Source organism: Fulvivirga sp. (genome assembly GCF_040218215.1).
GTDB lineage: Bacteria > Bacteroidota > Bacteroidia > Cytophagales > Cyclobacteriaceae > Fulvivirga.
Window position 1 is genome coordinate 53,090 of the sequence record NZ_JAVJQL010000013.1, and the last position, 13,733, is coordinate 66,822.

Here is a 13,733-nt window from a genome sequence, read left to right on the forward strand (position 1 = left end):
CCAAGCCATACCTACAAGTTGGCGTTGAATGGTCAAAAAAATATTTGTATGAAAGTCCCTTCATTATTTAGAATAGCCAAGTATCAGAGATTTAGAATTGAGCCTCGTTACTATGATCCTGTAAAAGAAGAGATTGAAGAGCGTACGAACCAAATTAAAAGGGAATTGGTAGCCAATGGAGATGAGGATGTGGAATACAGGTCATCAAGAATAGCAGGGGCATTTAAAAGGGGCAGAAGTAATTCTGGGGGTTCCGCCACGTTTATGCAGCTCATCATTATGATGCTGCTGGCTTTTGCGATTTTTGGTTATATCTATCTGGGGAATATTGCCCTTTATATTTTTGCGACTGCTTCTACATTATTACTTTACCTTAAAATGAGAAGGATCATATAGCCCGCTGTCTTTGAATGTCTGATATAATTAAACTACTTCCTGATTCACTGGCTAACCAAATTGCTGCCGGTGAGGTGGTACAACGTCCTGCATCTGCCGTAAAGGAGCTATTGGAGAATGCTATAGATGCTGAGGCTACTTTTATTAAACTTATAGTAAAGGAAGCGGGCAAGACCTTTATGCAGGTGATTGATAACGGCAAGGGCATGTCAGAGACAGATGCCCGAATGAGCCTTGAGCGCCATGCTACTTCAAAAATCAGCAAATCGGAAGATTTATTTTCTATAAGAACTATGGGCTTCAGAGGCGAGGCGCTTGCATCAATAGCTGCCGTATCTCAGATGGAGCTTAAAACCAGGCAGGCCGATCAGGAGCTGGGTTCAGTTATTGTAATTGAAGCCTCAGAAATAAAGAAACAAGAACCAGCAGCCGCTGAAAAGGGAACATCAATAACTGTAAAAAACCTGTTTTACAATGTACCGGCAAGGCGAAACTTCCTGAAATCCAATGGTGTGGAAATGAAACACATAGTGGATGAGTTTCAAAGGATAGCCCTGGCCTATCCTGAAGTTGGCTTTAGTTTGCATCAGAATGACATGGAGACCTACAGCCTGCCTCCCGGTAAGCTGAGCCAGCGGATTGTGCATTTGTTTGGCAAGAACTATAAAGAACAATTGGTGGCTTGTGAAGAGCAGCTGGAGCCTTTATCAATTCAGGGTTACGTTGGTAAACCTGAGTTTGCTAAGAAAACCAGAGGCGAGCAGTTCTTTTTTGTGAACAACAGGTTTATAAAAAGCAATTATTTAAACCACGCAGTAACGAAGGCTTTTGAAGGTCTTATAGGCGAAGGGTCATTCCCATTCTATGTGTTGTTTATCAGTATCGATCCAAAACATATTGATATCAACGTTCACCCTACAAAAACTGAAATAAAGTTTGATGATGAAAGAACGGCCTATGCTATAGTTCGGGCAGCCGTAAGACAGTCATTAGCTACACATAATATTACGCCAACTTTGGATTTTTCGGCAGATATTAATTTGACTCAAAAGATTCATATCAATAGGGAGACCATTCAGGATAAGAACTATAGCCAGTTTAGAAATACAGATACACGTCAGCAATCCAATAAAGACAATTGGGAGAGTCTTTTTGATGAAACTCCTGGTAGAGCAGATTTCTCGGGCATAAGGGAGGAGGAGAGCTCAGAAATGACTTTGACGTTTGGCAGCGGGATGAACAACGATGCCGATGTAGAAGCCAAGCCTGAAAAAGGCAAGCCTATCTTTCAACTGCATCATCGATATATCATTACCCAGGTAAAATCAGGGATGTTGATAGTTGATCAACAAGCGGCCCATGAAAGGATTTTGTTTGAAAAATACCTGCTCTATCTTGAGCATCAATCGGGTGTTTCGCAGCAATCATTGTTTCCTCAGGCAGTTTCACTCAACCCTTCTGACTTCTCCCTCGTAATGGAGATGGAAGAGGAGATTAATTCATTGGGATTTATCATTGAACCTTTCGGAAAGAGTGACATTCTGATCAAAGGTTTGCCAGCTGATCTTACTTCTACAAATGAGAAGGAAGTGTTTGAAGGTTTGGTGGATCAGTTTAAAAAGAATGTGGAATTGTCGCTTCCTAAAAAAGAGAATTTGGCCAGGTCGTTAGCAAAGCGAACCGGGCTTAAAATAGGCAGCAGATTGAATGAAGAAGAAATGGAAGTGCTAATAGACCAACTTTTTGCCTGTAAAAATGCAAATTACGCTCCCAATGGAAGAAAAACTTTTCATATCCTCGAAACATTAACGATTGAAAATTATTTTAATTAGACTTATATGCTGAGACTGACACCGGTTGTTAAAAACCTGCTAATTATAAATGTTGTATTTTTTCTTTTGCAGCAATTCTTCACAAGCATCCATTTCACTGAAATGGTCTCTTTATGGAAGTTCGGTTCTGTAAATTTTGCCCCTTACCAATTCTTAACTTACATGTTTGCCCATGGTGGTTTTGGCCATATATTGTTTAACATGCTCGGACTGGTGTTTTTAGGGCCTTTGTTAGAACAGTTTTGGGGGCCTAAGCGTTTTCTGATTTTCTATCTGGTGACAGGTATAGGAGCAGGACTGCTCTATAATGGTATTGAATACTTTCAGGTTAGCAATGTCGAAAGTGCAGTCAATTTGTATATCGCTAATCCCGACCCTGAGGCTTTTAACCGACTAGTTGTTGAAAATATTGAATCAGCCAATCCAGCTATTTATGATTTTATAGATGCGTATGCTAAAAACCCTGATAATGAAAGGCTGGAGGAACAAAGTATTGTTTATGCCAAGCAGTTGTATAACGAAACTTTCAACTTTGGTTCTATGCTGGGAGCCTCTGGCGCCATTTATGGGATCTTAATGGCCTTTGGTTTACTGTTTCCAAATACCGAATTGATGCTTTTATTCCCGCCTATACCAATAAAAGCGAAGTATTTGGTGTTGATATTAGGAGCAATCGCACTATATTCAGGGTTGAATAGGGCTGGGGGTGACAACACCGCTCATTTTGCCCATTTGGGAGGAATGGTTTTTGCGTTTATCATGATCCAGATTTGGAAGAATGACAGGAATAAATTTTATTAATAAGAATGTACGGTAGCATAAAGGACGATTTTAAAAACGCTTTCAACAGGCCGAATAGCGCACACACGCAGTTGATTATCATCAATGTTGTGGTGTTCCTGTTTTTGGCTTTGCTGAATGTTTTTTCATCCTTGTTCGGTTTTCAAGGAGTATTCCATTTTATATACGATCAGTTCAGTATACCACCTGTTTTTACTGATTTCCTAACCAGGCCATGGACGCTTATCACCTATGCCTTTGCACATAGTCTTAATGATATTTTTCATATCCTGTTTAACATGCTCGTGTTCTATTGGTTTGCAAAGCTGATTATAGAATACCTGGGGAGTGATAAGGTAATTATCCTTTATGTGCTGGGCGCACTGGCGGGTAGTGTTGCTTACCTCATGGTGTATAACCTTATACCCTTTTATGTTGAGCGTTCTGGCTTTTCAGGTATGGTTGGTGCTTCTGCTGCAGTTTATGCGGTGGTGGTGGCAGCGGCTACTTTAATGCCTAATTACACCTTTTTCCTAATGTTTATTGGGCCAGTAAAGATCAAATACATTGCAGGCTTTTATATAGTGCTTTCGTTTTTAGGATCTGTTGGTGGCAATGCCGGTGGTAATATTGCTCATTTAGGTGGCGCCTTTATGGGGTATTTATACATTACTCAGCTGCAAAGTGGTAATGACTGGGGCAAATGGATAATTAGCACGATGAATTTCTTTAAGAGCTTTTTCAAACCTTCTTCAAAAATAAAAGTGTCTTATAAAAAGGAGAAGACAACGGCATCCAGGTCTTCATCATCCAGATCATCGTCTTCAAAAAAAGGTGGTGACGCGAGTCAGGAGGAGATAGATGCTATTCTCGATAAAATCTCAGAGAAGGGCTATGAAAGCCTTTCCAAAGAAGAGAAACAGAAGTTGTTCAACGCTAGTAAGTAACACACCCCCCTTGTCAAACAGGAAAATTTAATTTTAGAATCAAGAAAAGTTAAATTTTGGTATCTATTTAATCTTCAGGAGATTGCGGATAATTTTCTGCTTGATAGAGTATAAGCAGAAAATTTCCGCAATGACATGAATCACTACACCGATTGCGTTAACGATTGCTGAACTTTTTATTGCTTATGCCTTTACAATCAGCTTAAAATTTCATTTGCTTTGTGTAAAAATTCAAAGTAATGGCTATTAAGAAACAGTATTTGAAAGGCAAGCCAGTGGCTAAGGTTACCCTAAGTTTGCCAGCTGAAGCTGCACCAAAGGCAAAGGATGTAAAGGTTGTAGGTGACTTCACCTCATGGACCAAAGGTGTGGAAATGAAGAAATTGAAAAGTGGTGAATTTAAAGCCACGATAGAGCTGCCAGTAGAGCATACTTACCAATTCAGGTATTTGATTGATAATAAAGTATGGGTTAATGACTGGGATGCAGACGCTTATGTAAATAGCGGTGTGTCTTCAGAAGACAATTCAGTTGTAATTTTGTAAGTTAAAAGAGGCGAATTAATAAGTCAAGCGTCATTGCGATCCGCCAACTGGCGGATCGCAATGATGTTAATTAATACTTTTTAATCCGCCTCTTTTTCTTTCTATAAACTCAGTTCCTATCCACCTTCTATTTTATAGGTGTTACTTTATAACCTTCTTTCTTAAGCAGTTGGATTACCCCATTTTCTCCAGCCAAATGTAGCGCACCCACCGCAATAAAAGTTGGTTGTTCTTTTACAAATGCCTCAATCTTTGGTATCCAGTCTTTGTTTCTATCATTGAGCATTAGGTCTTCATATTTGGCATATTCCGGAGACTCCAACATCAAATCACTCATGGCCTTGAGATCCTGATCTTTATAAGCTTTTACCAGCCTGTTAAAATCCTCGGTGCCTTTTTCAGCATCTTCAATACTTTGCATCAACAGACTGATCTGCTCTGCCATAGGCTCATTATCAAAAAGTGTAGCTTGAAATTCCATGGTTTCAAGGCCCACAACTTCAACTTCCCTATTTTTGGCGTTTTTAATAAAGGTCTGCTCATAACTTTCTATGGTCTCACAAGGTATAGCCTTCTGTATTACCATAGCCAGCAAGCCAAAAGGTTTAAGTATTCCCAGTTGAGCCAGGCCCGCTCCATAGTTAGCAGCAAAAAACTTATCAGCAGCGGCTTTCTGATCTTCAGTGAATTCTTCAGATATGTTTTTCATACCGGGGTTCATCATATGCGTCTGCATTTTTTGCATAAACTGCGGGTCGTCCATATCCAGCTCCAGTACTGTGAGTTCAGTTTCGCTTTGCGCTGAATTGACAGCATCTGTCAGAAAAAAATCGTCTTTACAAATGGCATGAATGGTACCATACAGGTAGGAAGCTTTCTTAAGGTCTTTGCCCTCAATTTTCCATAGCAAGGCGTTAGCTTCCTGGGCATGGGTTGTTCTGAATAGCAACATTCCAAATAAGAATGAAGCCGCAAATACAAGTAGTTTTACTCCAATTTTTTTAAATCTATCTTCTCTATTAAATTTCATTTTATTCTGATTTAATGTTTTTAATATTTCTTAAAAGAACGTTCGCAGCGTTAGTGTTAATTGACAATGTTTTATTACAAATGACTGCTGAAATTTTTTAAATAATTGATTGTCAGTAAGTTAAAATTAATATTCAAACTAGTGTAATAATTGAAGGTTGTATAATACCAACTTGTAATAAATATTAATGCTATTATGGATATAGGCAGGCATATTTTAACTAGTATTTTTACTTTAGTTTTATTAATGGTACCACTGGTTAGTACCGCCCAAATAAAACTAATAGGAAAAGTTGTCGATAAAAAACTCAATGAACCATTGGTTTTTGTGTCAGTAGGTATTGAAGGCTCAAAAAAAGGAACAATAACCAATATTGATGGAATATTTGAACTGGAGGTGCCATCAAAGGACGTACTCATCAATTTCAGATATGTAGGTTATCAACCATTGTCGCTTTCATATGCTCAGGTAGCCGTTTTACAGCAGGTTCAACTTGAGCAAGAAACCAAAGTTTTAAATGAAGTCACTGTATTGGCTGGTGAAAACCCAGCGCATCCTATCATAAGGAAGTTGGTAGAAAATAAGCCGCGATTAAACCCCTCGGCCATGGATAGTTATTCATTTGAATCCTATAATAAGTTTTTGCTCGGCACGGACATTTCTCCAGAAATAGATAGGGAGGACAGTGTTCAGGTAAACATGAAAAAATACTTATCTGAAAATTTCCTTTTTAGCATGGAGTCTGTGACCAAACGGCACTACAAAAGCTTTAACAAGGTTAAAGAGGAAGTACTAGCCAACCGTGTGTCTGGCTTCAAATCGCCCCAATTCACCACAATGGCATCATCTTTCCAGAACATAGGTTTTTATGATGATTTTATTACGGTGATGAGCATCAACTTCCTCAACCCAATATCAAAGAATAGTTTTGACAATTACTATTTTGATTTGGTTGATTCAGTAAATGATGAGGTAGGCAGAAAATCATATGTGATTGCTTTTGAGCCAAAGAAGAAAAACTTTAATGGATTAAAGGGTATAATGAATGTAGATGCCAGTGATTTTGCTTTAAGCAGTATTGATGCCGAGACTACTGGTTTCACAGATTTGCACAACCAATTGTCGGAGGGGCAATCTCAATTTGATCCGAACCACAGTACTTACTATGATCTGGAAACGTACCTTACCGTAAATTTTAAGTTGCAACAGCATTATACCAAAATCAGGGATGAGGTGTGGTTTCCTGATCAACTGAAATTCGATGTTTTTTTTGGTGAGTTTGTGAAAAAGGATTCGCCTTCATTTCCTTTAATGGGAATTGGTAAAAGCTACCTTAAAAATATTGCTATAAATCCTGATGTTTCGCAAGTGAAATTTGATCGGACAGTTCTGACCTATCACGATTTGGCAAATGATCGGGACTCAATATTTTGGAACCAGTATAGGGAACCCAAATTAACACCTAAAGAGATTGAGACTTATGAGGTTATTGATTCGGTGTTTGAGGCCAATAAGGTAGAAAAAATAATGACCCTAACGGCAGGATTGATAGAAAAGAAAATAGCCATTGGTTTGTTTGACATTAACCTTCATCGTGCTTTTGATATCAATAAATATGAAGGCTTTAGGTTAGGGATGGGATTAAGCACTTCTGAGAAAATCTCAAAAACCTTTGAATTAGGTGGCTACTGGTCTTACGGAATCAAAGATAAGGAGGACAAGTTTGGAGGCTATTTTGACCTGCATCTGTTGAATAAGAAGAGACTCGACTTTTTTATAAACTATTCTGAGGATGTTGAACAATTTGGGAAAATTCAATTTTACAAATACAAACCCTTGCCCCTGGAAACTGAAACCTACTATCCCTTTTTGATAGATAATATGTTTAATGTGGTACAGAAGGAGGCAGGTTTTAGGTTTTATTGGCTTCGTTATTTGGATACGGAAATTAGCTTAAGACAGCGGGATATTTCGGTTAATAATGACTACTCATTTATAGTCAATGAGGCAGATTTGACTTCAACTAATGAGTTTGATTTTACCGAGGTTTCATTAAAACTGGGCTATAACTATGGTGTAAATTATGTGGAGGCTTTTAATAAGCTGTTAAGAACTACAAGATCCAATCTTTACCTGGGTCTAAATTACACGCAAGGCCTCTCTGATTTTGGTGGACAATTTGAATACCGAAAAATTGAAGGCATGGTTCAAAAGAAATTTTTGACCAGGGGTTTTGGACAGCCAACATTCACCCTTCAAGCCGGTTATATTGATGAAGTTTTACCAATTACCAATTCGTTTAATATTCACGGAACAAGTAATGAATATCTTGATGTGGCCAACTCCTTCAGAACCATGGGAATCAACGAGTTTGTTACCAGTAAATATGTCAATTTGTTTTATCAGCATTATGTCTCACAGTTTGTTATTCACCCAAAGTACTCTAAACCACAGTTAGTCCTGCAGGGTGCATTGGCCTACGGTGAAGGGCAAAATTCGGAGCGACATATAGGCAGTGCCTTTTCGGAGCTGGATGACTATTATTTTGAAGCGGGAATTTTAGTGAGAAGGCTGGTCAGGGCGTTAGGATATTCTTTCGGAGTTGGGCTGTATCAAAGGATGGGAAACTATGCTTTTGAAAAGCAGTCAGACAATATGTTTTTTAAAATAAATATCACTTTTGATAGCGGGGAATAGTATAAGAATACTTTTACCCTAACCCGTTTATAATTGACTTCAACTTTTTTATTTTTCTGCCATATATCATGCTCACTAAAGAGTTGAAGCCAAGGGCAATTAGAAATGGTAGAACCAGGATAATACCAAGGGCTATGTAAGCTTGTGATTTTGTAAATTCAAATTTTGGGCCATTGCTTTCCACCCATTCCGGAGGAACTTGATCTGTAAAACCCAGATAAAATCCATAGGCTGCCATAGCATAAGGTAAGATCATGAAGGTGATCCAGATGACTGCTTTATAATGCAAAACGTAGAAACGAAGGTAATTGTAGATCTTTTGCAAACTACTTTGTACCTCACCTGCGTAATCAAAGGCATTTATCGATTTGATTAAAAACGTGTAGTAGAAGAAATAAATTAAAAAAAACACCCATGTAAAAATGCCCCAAAATGCCCCGAACTGAAAATAGTAGAAGACACCCAATGAAGTGGTAATAACATTGTTTAGCCAAAATTCAATGGTCAGGATAAACTTGATCTTCTGAAGAATGTCTTTCGACTTTGACTTTACAGACTTATCTAAATCAAAGCCTTTTGAGTCAGCAAGACTTGATTCCCCTTTTTTCCAAAGCTCTTTTAAATCTAACTCAGCCATTGATTATATCATTAAGTTTAGATTTTACTCTCGTAATTTTAACCCCTACATTGCTAACCGTAATACCTAATATGTCCGCAATTTCCTGATAGCTTTTATCTTCAAGATATAGCAAAATAATAGCTTTGTCAGCATCATTAAGCTTTCTAATGCCAGTATACAATGCTGATATTTGCTCCTGTTCTGTGTGGTCTGTGTCATCAATATAATCTGTTGACAAAAGCCCAACAGTATCTACCCTGCGCTTATTTTTTCTCGATAAGGTAAGGCATACGTTAAGGGTGACCCTGTAAACCCAGGTGGAGAGCTTAGAGCGGTTCTCAAAATTCTGACTTGATTTCCACAACTGAATGGTCACCTCCTGAACAAAATCCTGCATTTCCTCCCTATCATTGGCATATACCCTACATATCTTGTAGATAATGCCCTTGTTTTCTTCCACAAAATCCTTGAAAAAGGAATCAGGATTCATCGCTATTGGTTAGTAGACTAAATATTGACTTTATTACAAAAATTGCCGTCAATTGTTTAAATATAAAATAGAAATGTCGTATCAATTTTCTTTCTCAATACTTAATTGGCATCGAAATTAATAATCTAATTGATTTAAACTGTGCAGTTGGTTGAGTTTCTTAGCTTGATTGTACCAATATTGACTCTGATCACTATTTCCCAATATTTCATATACAACAAAGAGGTTATTAGCGGCCTCGCCAGCAATAGTATTATCTGAATTTTCCGCCAACTTCAGCAGTGTGGTTAAGGCCGCAGCATAATCTTCATTGTTTATCAGATTAGCTGCTTCTTTCATAGATTTTCCGCTGTAATAGTGCAGTTCTTTCTGGATCTCGACCGGATGAAACTTATCGATTAGAAAAATGGCCAAATCTTCAGAAACAACAGCAGCTTCTTCATCGGCCTTTTTTAACGATGGGCCTCTCGCCAAAAGCCCACTTTGCACTACCCTGTTTTCGTAGAAAACCCGGGCTGACTGCTCAAAGTCTTTAACTTTTTGGCCTGTTTCGCACGAATACAAATCAAACTTAGCTTTTGCCAAAAGGTCATATGAAGCTATTTTATCACCATCCTCATCTTTTTCAACGCCTGTTTGATCCATCTCAAGGGTATATTCCTTTAATACAAAATAAAAATTTCCAGATGTGCTGTTACACACCGAATCGATGGTATTGTCAAAAGCTGCAGCTGGCGTGTTTTGAAATATTCCAGAATCGAGCATGATTACTGATACACCTTCCCTTTGGGTTAATTCTGATTCCAGTTTCTTCAAAAGAGCCGAAATACCGGAGGAATAAACGTTTAGTTTCCTTTCCTCTGCACTGCCAAGGTCCAATGTAGAAACATCAAACTTATTTTCTACAATAATTATTTCGTCAGAATTTAAAACAAACTCTGCCGGCAATGTCTTGTTTATGACGATTGACTGTGAGCAACTCGCCAGACATGTTATAATCAAAACAGCAATAATGGGTTTCATATCGATACTTAAACTTCAAAAGTATCTCATATTTTGATAGGGTGGTAGATTGGAACCCTATTTATATTTGCCTTGGAGGAGCCAATGTTGGGATAATTGAAGTCCGGCCTATAAAGGATGAAAGTTAGGCCAGTAATATATACCCTCCGGCTCCAAATGTCATTTCTTCTTGAGTAGTTGCCCCTTCTACCTTGCCAATTACTTGTCCGCTCAAGTTAATAATATTACCATCTACACAACTGATGATTGGCTTGTCATCCATTATTGAAATGGCATCTTTGCCTTTAATAGTTAGTAATGTTCGACCGCCAGCATTTTTAACTGTTCCATCATCAAGAAAGAGTAGTTCTTGCCCTTGATTGTTTATCAAGGTGTTGTTCTCAATTTTGAACAGTACCTGACCTGTGTTATTTTTAACTTCTATCATCTGTATTTTTTTAATTCTTCAATATTCTTTTCCAATTGGCCCAGATATTTTCCAAAAGCCATTCTGTTCATCCATTTGGCCAACCAATGGCATAATGGGGTCAATAATGTAATGACCGCGGCCCAAATAGCCCACCCTTTCCAGGTATCAAAGAAATCACCGATATCGCCATCTACATTTAGCCCAATGATAAAACCAGCGCTTGCTGAAATGGGGTATAATGTGAGGCCTACAAGTTCTTCATACCTCAGAACCCGGCTCACTTTAAAGTGAAAATTCTCAAGGGTCGATTTGAGGTCATTATTGAGGTCAATTTCTTCTTTAATAAGCTTTCTTTCCTTGTTCAGGATAAGCCCACCAATAACATAGGCGCATAAGATGATAGATATGAGCACAATTGTTATGGTATTGGGTGCAGCAAAAAGCAGCCCTATGAAGAGCGCTATTCCTCCCAATGTGTAATACATCTTCGATTTTAGTCTGTTGTTGAGTTTTTCCACTACCCCAATACTTGCACTGTGTATGGCAGTTTTTAGCTGGTCAATCTCCAGGTTAAGGCCTTGAGATTTAGTTTTTAACTCATTCCAGGCTTCTTTTAATTCGTCCATCAGCCTTTCATTTTCTTTTTTAACTCTTCTTTTATCCTGTGGATTTTTACGGCCACATTGTTCTTTGAAATACCCAGTATCTCAGCAATTTCATCGTTACCATAGTCGTCAAGATGTAGCGTGATGATTGACTTATCGATATCGTTCAACTGCTTGATAGCAAACATGAGCTTCATCGATCGGTCACTTTGTTCATTTACTGCCATGGTTATTGGCAGTGCCGTATCAAGGCGCTCCTTTTTCAGCCGGCCTTCTTTTCTTATAAAAGTCATAACGGTATTGAGGCTGATGCGATAAAGCCACGTAGAAAACTGCGAGTCTCCCCTAAATCGCTCTACCGACTTCCACGCCTGTAGTACTATCTCCTGATACATATCACGCCTGTCTTCGTTAGAGTCTACATACAGGTACAATATCTTATTGATAATGCCTTCATGCACCTTGACTTTTGACAAAAAAACTTCTTCAGTCACTGTTTGATTCCTTGAATTTTGGAAGGTAAGTATTAAAGTGCGTTGAAAAATTACATTCCAAATGAAGTTTGTAGGATTAATTTTTTAATTGATTGATAATGAGTCAATTAAAAATTAAAGTGATTGTTATATCCTGAGGCTAAGACCATTTGGTTTCAACTTAATACTCACAGTTGTTATTGTAAAAATCAACTAATTGCCACACTTCGTCCAATTCCTTTTTTTCAATCCTCTCTTTGAGATCAGGGCAGTTCATAAAGTAATCAGTCAACACTTTTTTCTTTAAGCCCAGCAGCCCTTGTGTTGCCCTGATAAAAAATTGATCCTCCTTTTTTCTTAATAAATCCATCCACATTAAAGTAGATTCCCCTTGTTCCCACCATTCCCATTGATAGTGGCTTAGTTCGCCCTTTCTGATTAACCTTAGAAAATATTGGGCTCCATTTTCGGGATCAATATCGTATTTTGGATTGACCAATGTGATTTTATCAGAAGACTGGCTCAACCAATAACTTTCAAAGACTTTACCATCCGCTTTAAAAGCAGAAACATCTTTCTGTTTGAATTGCCGCCTTTTTCCGTTTTCATCGGTTACCCTAATCTTTTTATAAAATTCAGGGCTCACCCTTTTTGAATTTATATATTCTACGCTTCCATGTAATGTATCTCCACTATTCAATACAAGGAAATCTTCCGTAATCGCACTTTGGGCAAATGAGGTGGCATATACAGAAAATACGAGCAGCATAAAAATTGAAGTTTTCTTGAGCCGGTCAAATTGTTGAATTCTACTTGTTAGAATTTTCATTGTATATGAATTTAAATTATTGACCCAATAATGGGATATATGCTATTACCAATCTAGAATGGATTTCTGAAAATTGATGTATACGACATCAATTTATTTTCCTGATATGTTTTTAGCGTTTCTTGGCTGTCTCACATCTCAAATATAGCGATAAGAACTGTTGGTGCTATTCTGCTTCTGATCCTGTAGCTCCCGACCACCTACTTAATAATGTGCTGTTTTTCTTTGGATATATCTTCTTCTGGTTTTTAGAATTCTAAATTTAAAATCGTCAAAGAATAATGCAAACAGTAATATTAATACAGCAACCATCAGGGTGTTGAGATTAAGGTTAAATTCCACGTAGAGAAATCCTCCTGCCAATCCCCCAACGAAAAATGAAGTGATTATTAGTGCCCTTAGTTTGATATTAGCTTTTATTTTTTCTCTGAAGGGATAATATTTCCGAAAGAAAAGCTGAGAAAGTTCTATCCCTAAATCAGTAAAAAGCCCTGTTAGGTGAGTTGTTCTAACAACGGCATTTGAAATTTTGGTCACATATGAATTTTGTAAACCCATAGCAAAGAGAAGTAGACAAGCCATTAAGTTAGGAAATTCTAATTCAGTGTTGTGAAAAAGCAAGACTACCGAGACCAGAAAGACACACTCCAGTAATGTAGGTATAACATAAACATTCAGGCGCTTATTCTCATGAAAGCTTTCTATAAGCAAACTGGAAACGAATGAGCCGAAGAAAAATGAAAAGATGTATGCGAAATAGATTATACCTTTTGAGAAATCCGCATTTGAAAGGTCGTTGATGAACAAAGCGAAATGCCCAGTAACATTAGTGGTAAGTTGCTTAATGGCCAAGAATCCACAAACATTTACTATTCCTGCAATTAATGACAAGATTGTAGCAAGTTGAAGGTTATGCTTTAATGTTCTGTTTTTGCCTTGGTGTCTAAACAATTCAATAATGTTTGGACACTAATCTAACTGATTTCTGATGTTTCGTAACATCTGACATTATCTTTTCCTAACCTGATATCCGAATAAGGCTTTAACAGCTCAAAAGA

The 13,733-nt window shown here is 37.8% G+C and carries 15 protein-coding genes; 6 read left to right on the plus strand and 9 right to left on the minus strand.

Going from position 1 to position 13,733, the window contains the following annotated elements; all coding sequences use genetic code 11:
- Positions 1-48 precede the first annotated feature (48 nt).
- From RIB54_RS07345 to RIB54_RS07365, 5 genes are all read left to right on the plus strand, one after another.
- On the plus strand, positions 49-396 hold the full coding sequence (locus RIB54_RS07345; RefSeq protein ID WP_350100136.1) for a hypothetical protein: 348 nt from the start codon (positions 49-51) through the stop codon (positions 394-396).
- Positions 397-410: 14 nt separating this feature from the next.
- Positions 411-2,228 (plus strand): DNA mismatch repair endonuclease MutL, encoded by a 1,818-nt coding sequence (mutL, locus tag RIB54_RS07350; RefSeq protein ID WP_350100138.1) that lies wholly within the window; start codon positions 411-413, stop codon positions 2,226-2,228.
- A 6-nt stretch (positions 2,229-2,234) separates the two neighbouring features.
- Entirely contained in the window at positions 2,235-3,029 is a 795-nt protein-coding gene (locus RIB54_RS07355; RefSeq protein WP_350100140.1) for a rhomboid family intramembrane serine protease, read from the plus strand.
- 5 nt (positions 3,030-3,034) lie between these two features.
- Positions 3,035-3,955: a rhomboid family intramembrane serine protease gene (locus RIB54_RS07360; RefSeq protein ID WP_350100142.1), complete on the plus strand. Its 921-nt coding sequence runs from the start codon at positions 3,035-3,037 to the stop codon at positions 3,953-3,955.
- A gap of 239 nt (positions 3,956-4,194) precedes the next feature.
- Positions 4,195-4,500: an isoamylase early set domain-containing protein gene (locus RIB54_RS07365; protein ID WP_350100144.1), complete on the plus strand. Its 306-nt coding sequence runs from the start codon at positions 4,195-4,197 to the stop codon at positions 4,498-4,500.
- A 127-nt stretch (positions 4,501-4,627) separates the two neighbouring features.
- On the opposite strand, the gene RIB54_RS07370 is transcribed toward RIB54_RS07365, so the two are convergent.
- Complete coding sequence (locus RIB54_RS07370) at positions 4,628-5,530, minus strand: TraB/GumN family protein (RefSeq protein ID WP_350100146.1); 903 nt, start codon at positions 5,528-5,530, stop codon at positions 4,628-4,630.
- A gap of 246 nt (positions 5,531-5,776) precedes the next feature.
- Between RIB54_RS07370 and RIB54_RS07375 the strand changes: the two genes are divergently transcribed.
- Positions 5,777-8,227 (plus strand): DUF5686 family protein, encoded by a 2,451-nt coding sequence (locus RIB54_RS07375; protein WP_350100148.1) that lies wholly within the window; start codon positions 5,777-5,779, stop codon positions 8,225-8,227.
- A gap of 13 nt (positions 8,228-8,240) precedes the next feature.
- On the opposite strand, the gene RIB54_RS07380 is transcribed toward RIB54_RS07375, so the two are convergent.
- The 8 genes from RIB54_RS07380 to RIB54_RS07415 form a co-directional block, all read right to left on the minus strand.
- A complete protein-coding gene (locus RIB54_RS07380; RefSeq protein WP_350100150.1) occupies positions 8,241-8,864 on the minus strand; it encodes a hypothetical protein in 624 nt (207 codons plus the stop codon).
- The gene (locus RIB54_RS07385) at positions 8,857-9,336 is read right to left on the minus strand and encodes an RNA polymerase sigma factor (protein ID WP_350067657.1); all 480 of its coding nucleotides are present in this window, start codon (positions 9,334-9,336) and stop codon (positions 8,857-8,859) included. Before RIB54_RS07385 ends, RIB54_RS07380 begins: the two co-directional genes overlap by 8 nt.
- Before the next feature lie 117 nt (positions 9,337-9,453).
- Positions 9,454-10,359 (minus strand): DUF6340 family protein, encoded by a 906-nt coding sequence (locus RIB54_RS07390; protein ID WP_350100152.1) that lies wholly within the window; start codon positions 10,357-10,359, stop codon positions 9,454-9,456.
- Positions 10,360-10,483: 124 nt separating this feature from the next.
- Positions 10,484-10,786, minus strand: a complete 303-nt coding sequence (locus RIB54_RS07395) for a 5-fold beta-flower protein (protein ID WP_350100154.1) — start codon at positions 10,784-10,786, stop codon at positions 10,484-10,486.
- The gene (locus tag RIB54_RS07400) at positions 10,783-11,394 is read right to left on the minus strand and encodes a hypothetical protein (RefSeq protein ID WP_350100156.1); all 612 of its coding nucleotides are present in this window, start codon (positions 11,392-11,394) and stop codon (positions 10,783-10,785) included. The genes RIB54_RS07395 and RIB54_RS07400 overlap by 4 nt, the downstream gene beginning before the upstream one ends.
- Positions 11,394-11,867, minus strand: coding sequence for an RNA polymerase sigma factor (locus RIB54_RS07405; protein WP_350100158.1), 474 nt, complete (start codon positions 11,865-11,867; stop codon positions 11,394-11,396). The genes RIB54_RS07400 and RIB54_RS07405 overlap by 1 nt, the downstream gene beginning before the upstream one ends.
- 160 nt (positions 11,868-12,027) lie before the next feature.
- Positions 12,028-12,675: a hypothetical protein gene (locus RIB54_RS07410; RefSeq protein ID WP_350100160.1), complete on the minus strand. Its 648-nt coding sequence runs from the start codon at positions 12,673-12,675 to the stop codon at positions 12,028-12,030.
- 204 nt (positions 12,676-12,879) lie between these two features.
- On the minus strand, positions 12,880-13,626 hold the full coding sequence (locus RIB54_RS07415; RefSeq protein ID WP_350100162.1) for a YoaK family protein: 747 nt from the start codon (positions 13,624-13,626) through the stop codon (positions 12,880-12,882).
- Between the last annotated feature and the right edge of the window lie 107 nt (positions 13,627-13,733).

Coding starts and splice junctions, on each gene's coding strand:
- RIB54_RS07345 (WP_350100136.1), top strand. CDS start 49: ATGAAAGTCCCTTCATTATTTAGAATAGCCAAGTATCAGAGATTTAGA.
- mutL (WP_350100138.1), top strand. CDS start 411: ATGTCTGATATAATTAAACTACTTCCTGATTCACTGGCTAACCAAATT.
- RIB54_RS07355 (WP_350100140.1), top strand. CDS start 2,235: ATGCTGAGACTGACACCGGTTGTTAAAAACCTGCTAATTATAAATGTT.
- RIB54_RS07360 (WP_350100142.1), top strand. CDS start 3,035: ATGTACGGTAGCATAAAGGACGATTTTAAAAACGCTTTCAACAGGCCG.
- RIB54_RS07365 (WP_350100144.1), top strand. CDS start 4,195: ATGGCTATTAAGAAACAGTATTTGAAAGGCAAGCCAGTGGCTAAGGTT.
- RIB54_RS07370 (WP_350100146.1), bottom strand. CDS start 5,530: ATGAAATTTAATAGAGAAGATAGATTTAAAAAAATTGGAGTAAAACTA.
- RIB54_RS07375 (WP_350100148.1), top strand. CDS start 5,777: ATGGTACCACTGGTTAGTACCGCCCAAATAAAACTAATAGGAAAAGTT.
- RIB54_RS07380 (WP_350100150.1), bottom strand. CDS start 8,864: ATGGCTGAGTTAGATTTAAAAGAGCTTTGGAAAAAAGGGGAATCAAGT.
- RIB54_RS07385 (WP_350067657.1), bottom strand. CDS start 9,336: ATGAATCCTGATTCCTTTTTCAAGGATTTTGTGGAAGAAAACAAGGGC.
- RIB54_RS07390 (WP_350100152.1), bottom strand. CDS start 10,359: ATGAAACCCATTATTGCTGTTTTGATTATAACATGTCTGGCGAGTTGC.
- RIB54_RS07395 (WP_350100154.1), bottom strand. CDS start 10,786: ATGATAGAAGTTAAAAATAACACAGGTCAGGTACTGTTCAAAATTGAG.
- RIB54_RS07400 (WP_350100156.1), bottom strand. CDS start 11,394: ATGGACGAATTAAAAGAAGCCTGGAATGAGTTAAAAACTAAATCTCAA.
- RIB54_RS07410 (WP_350100160.1), bottom strand. CDS start 12,675: ATGAAAATTCTAACAAGTAGAATTCAACAATTTGACCGGCTCAAGAAA.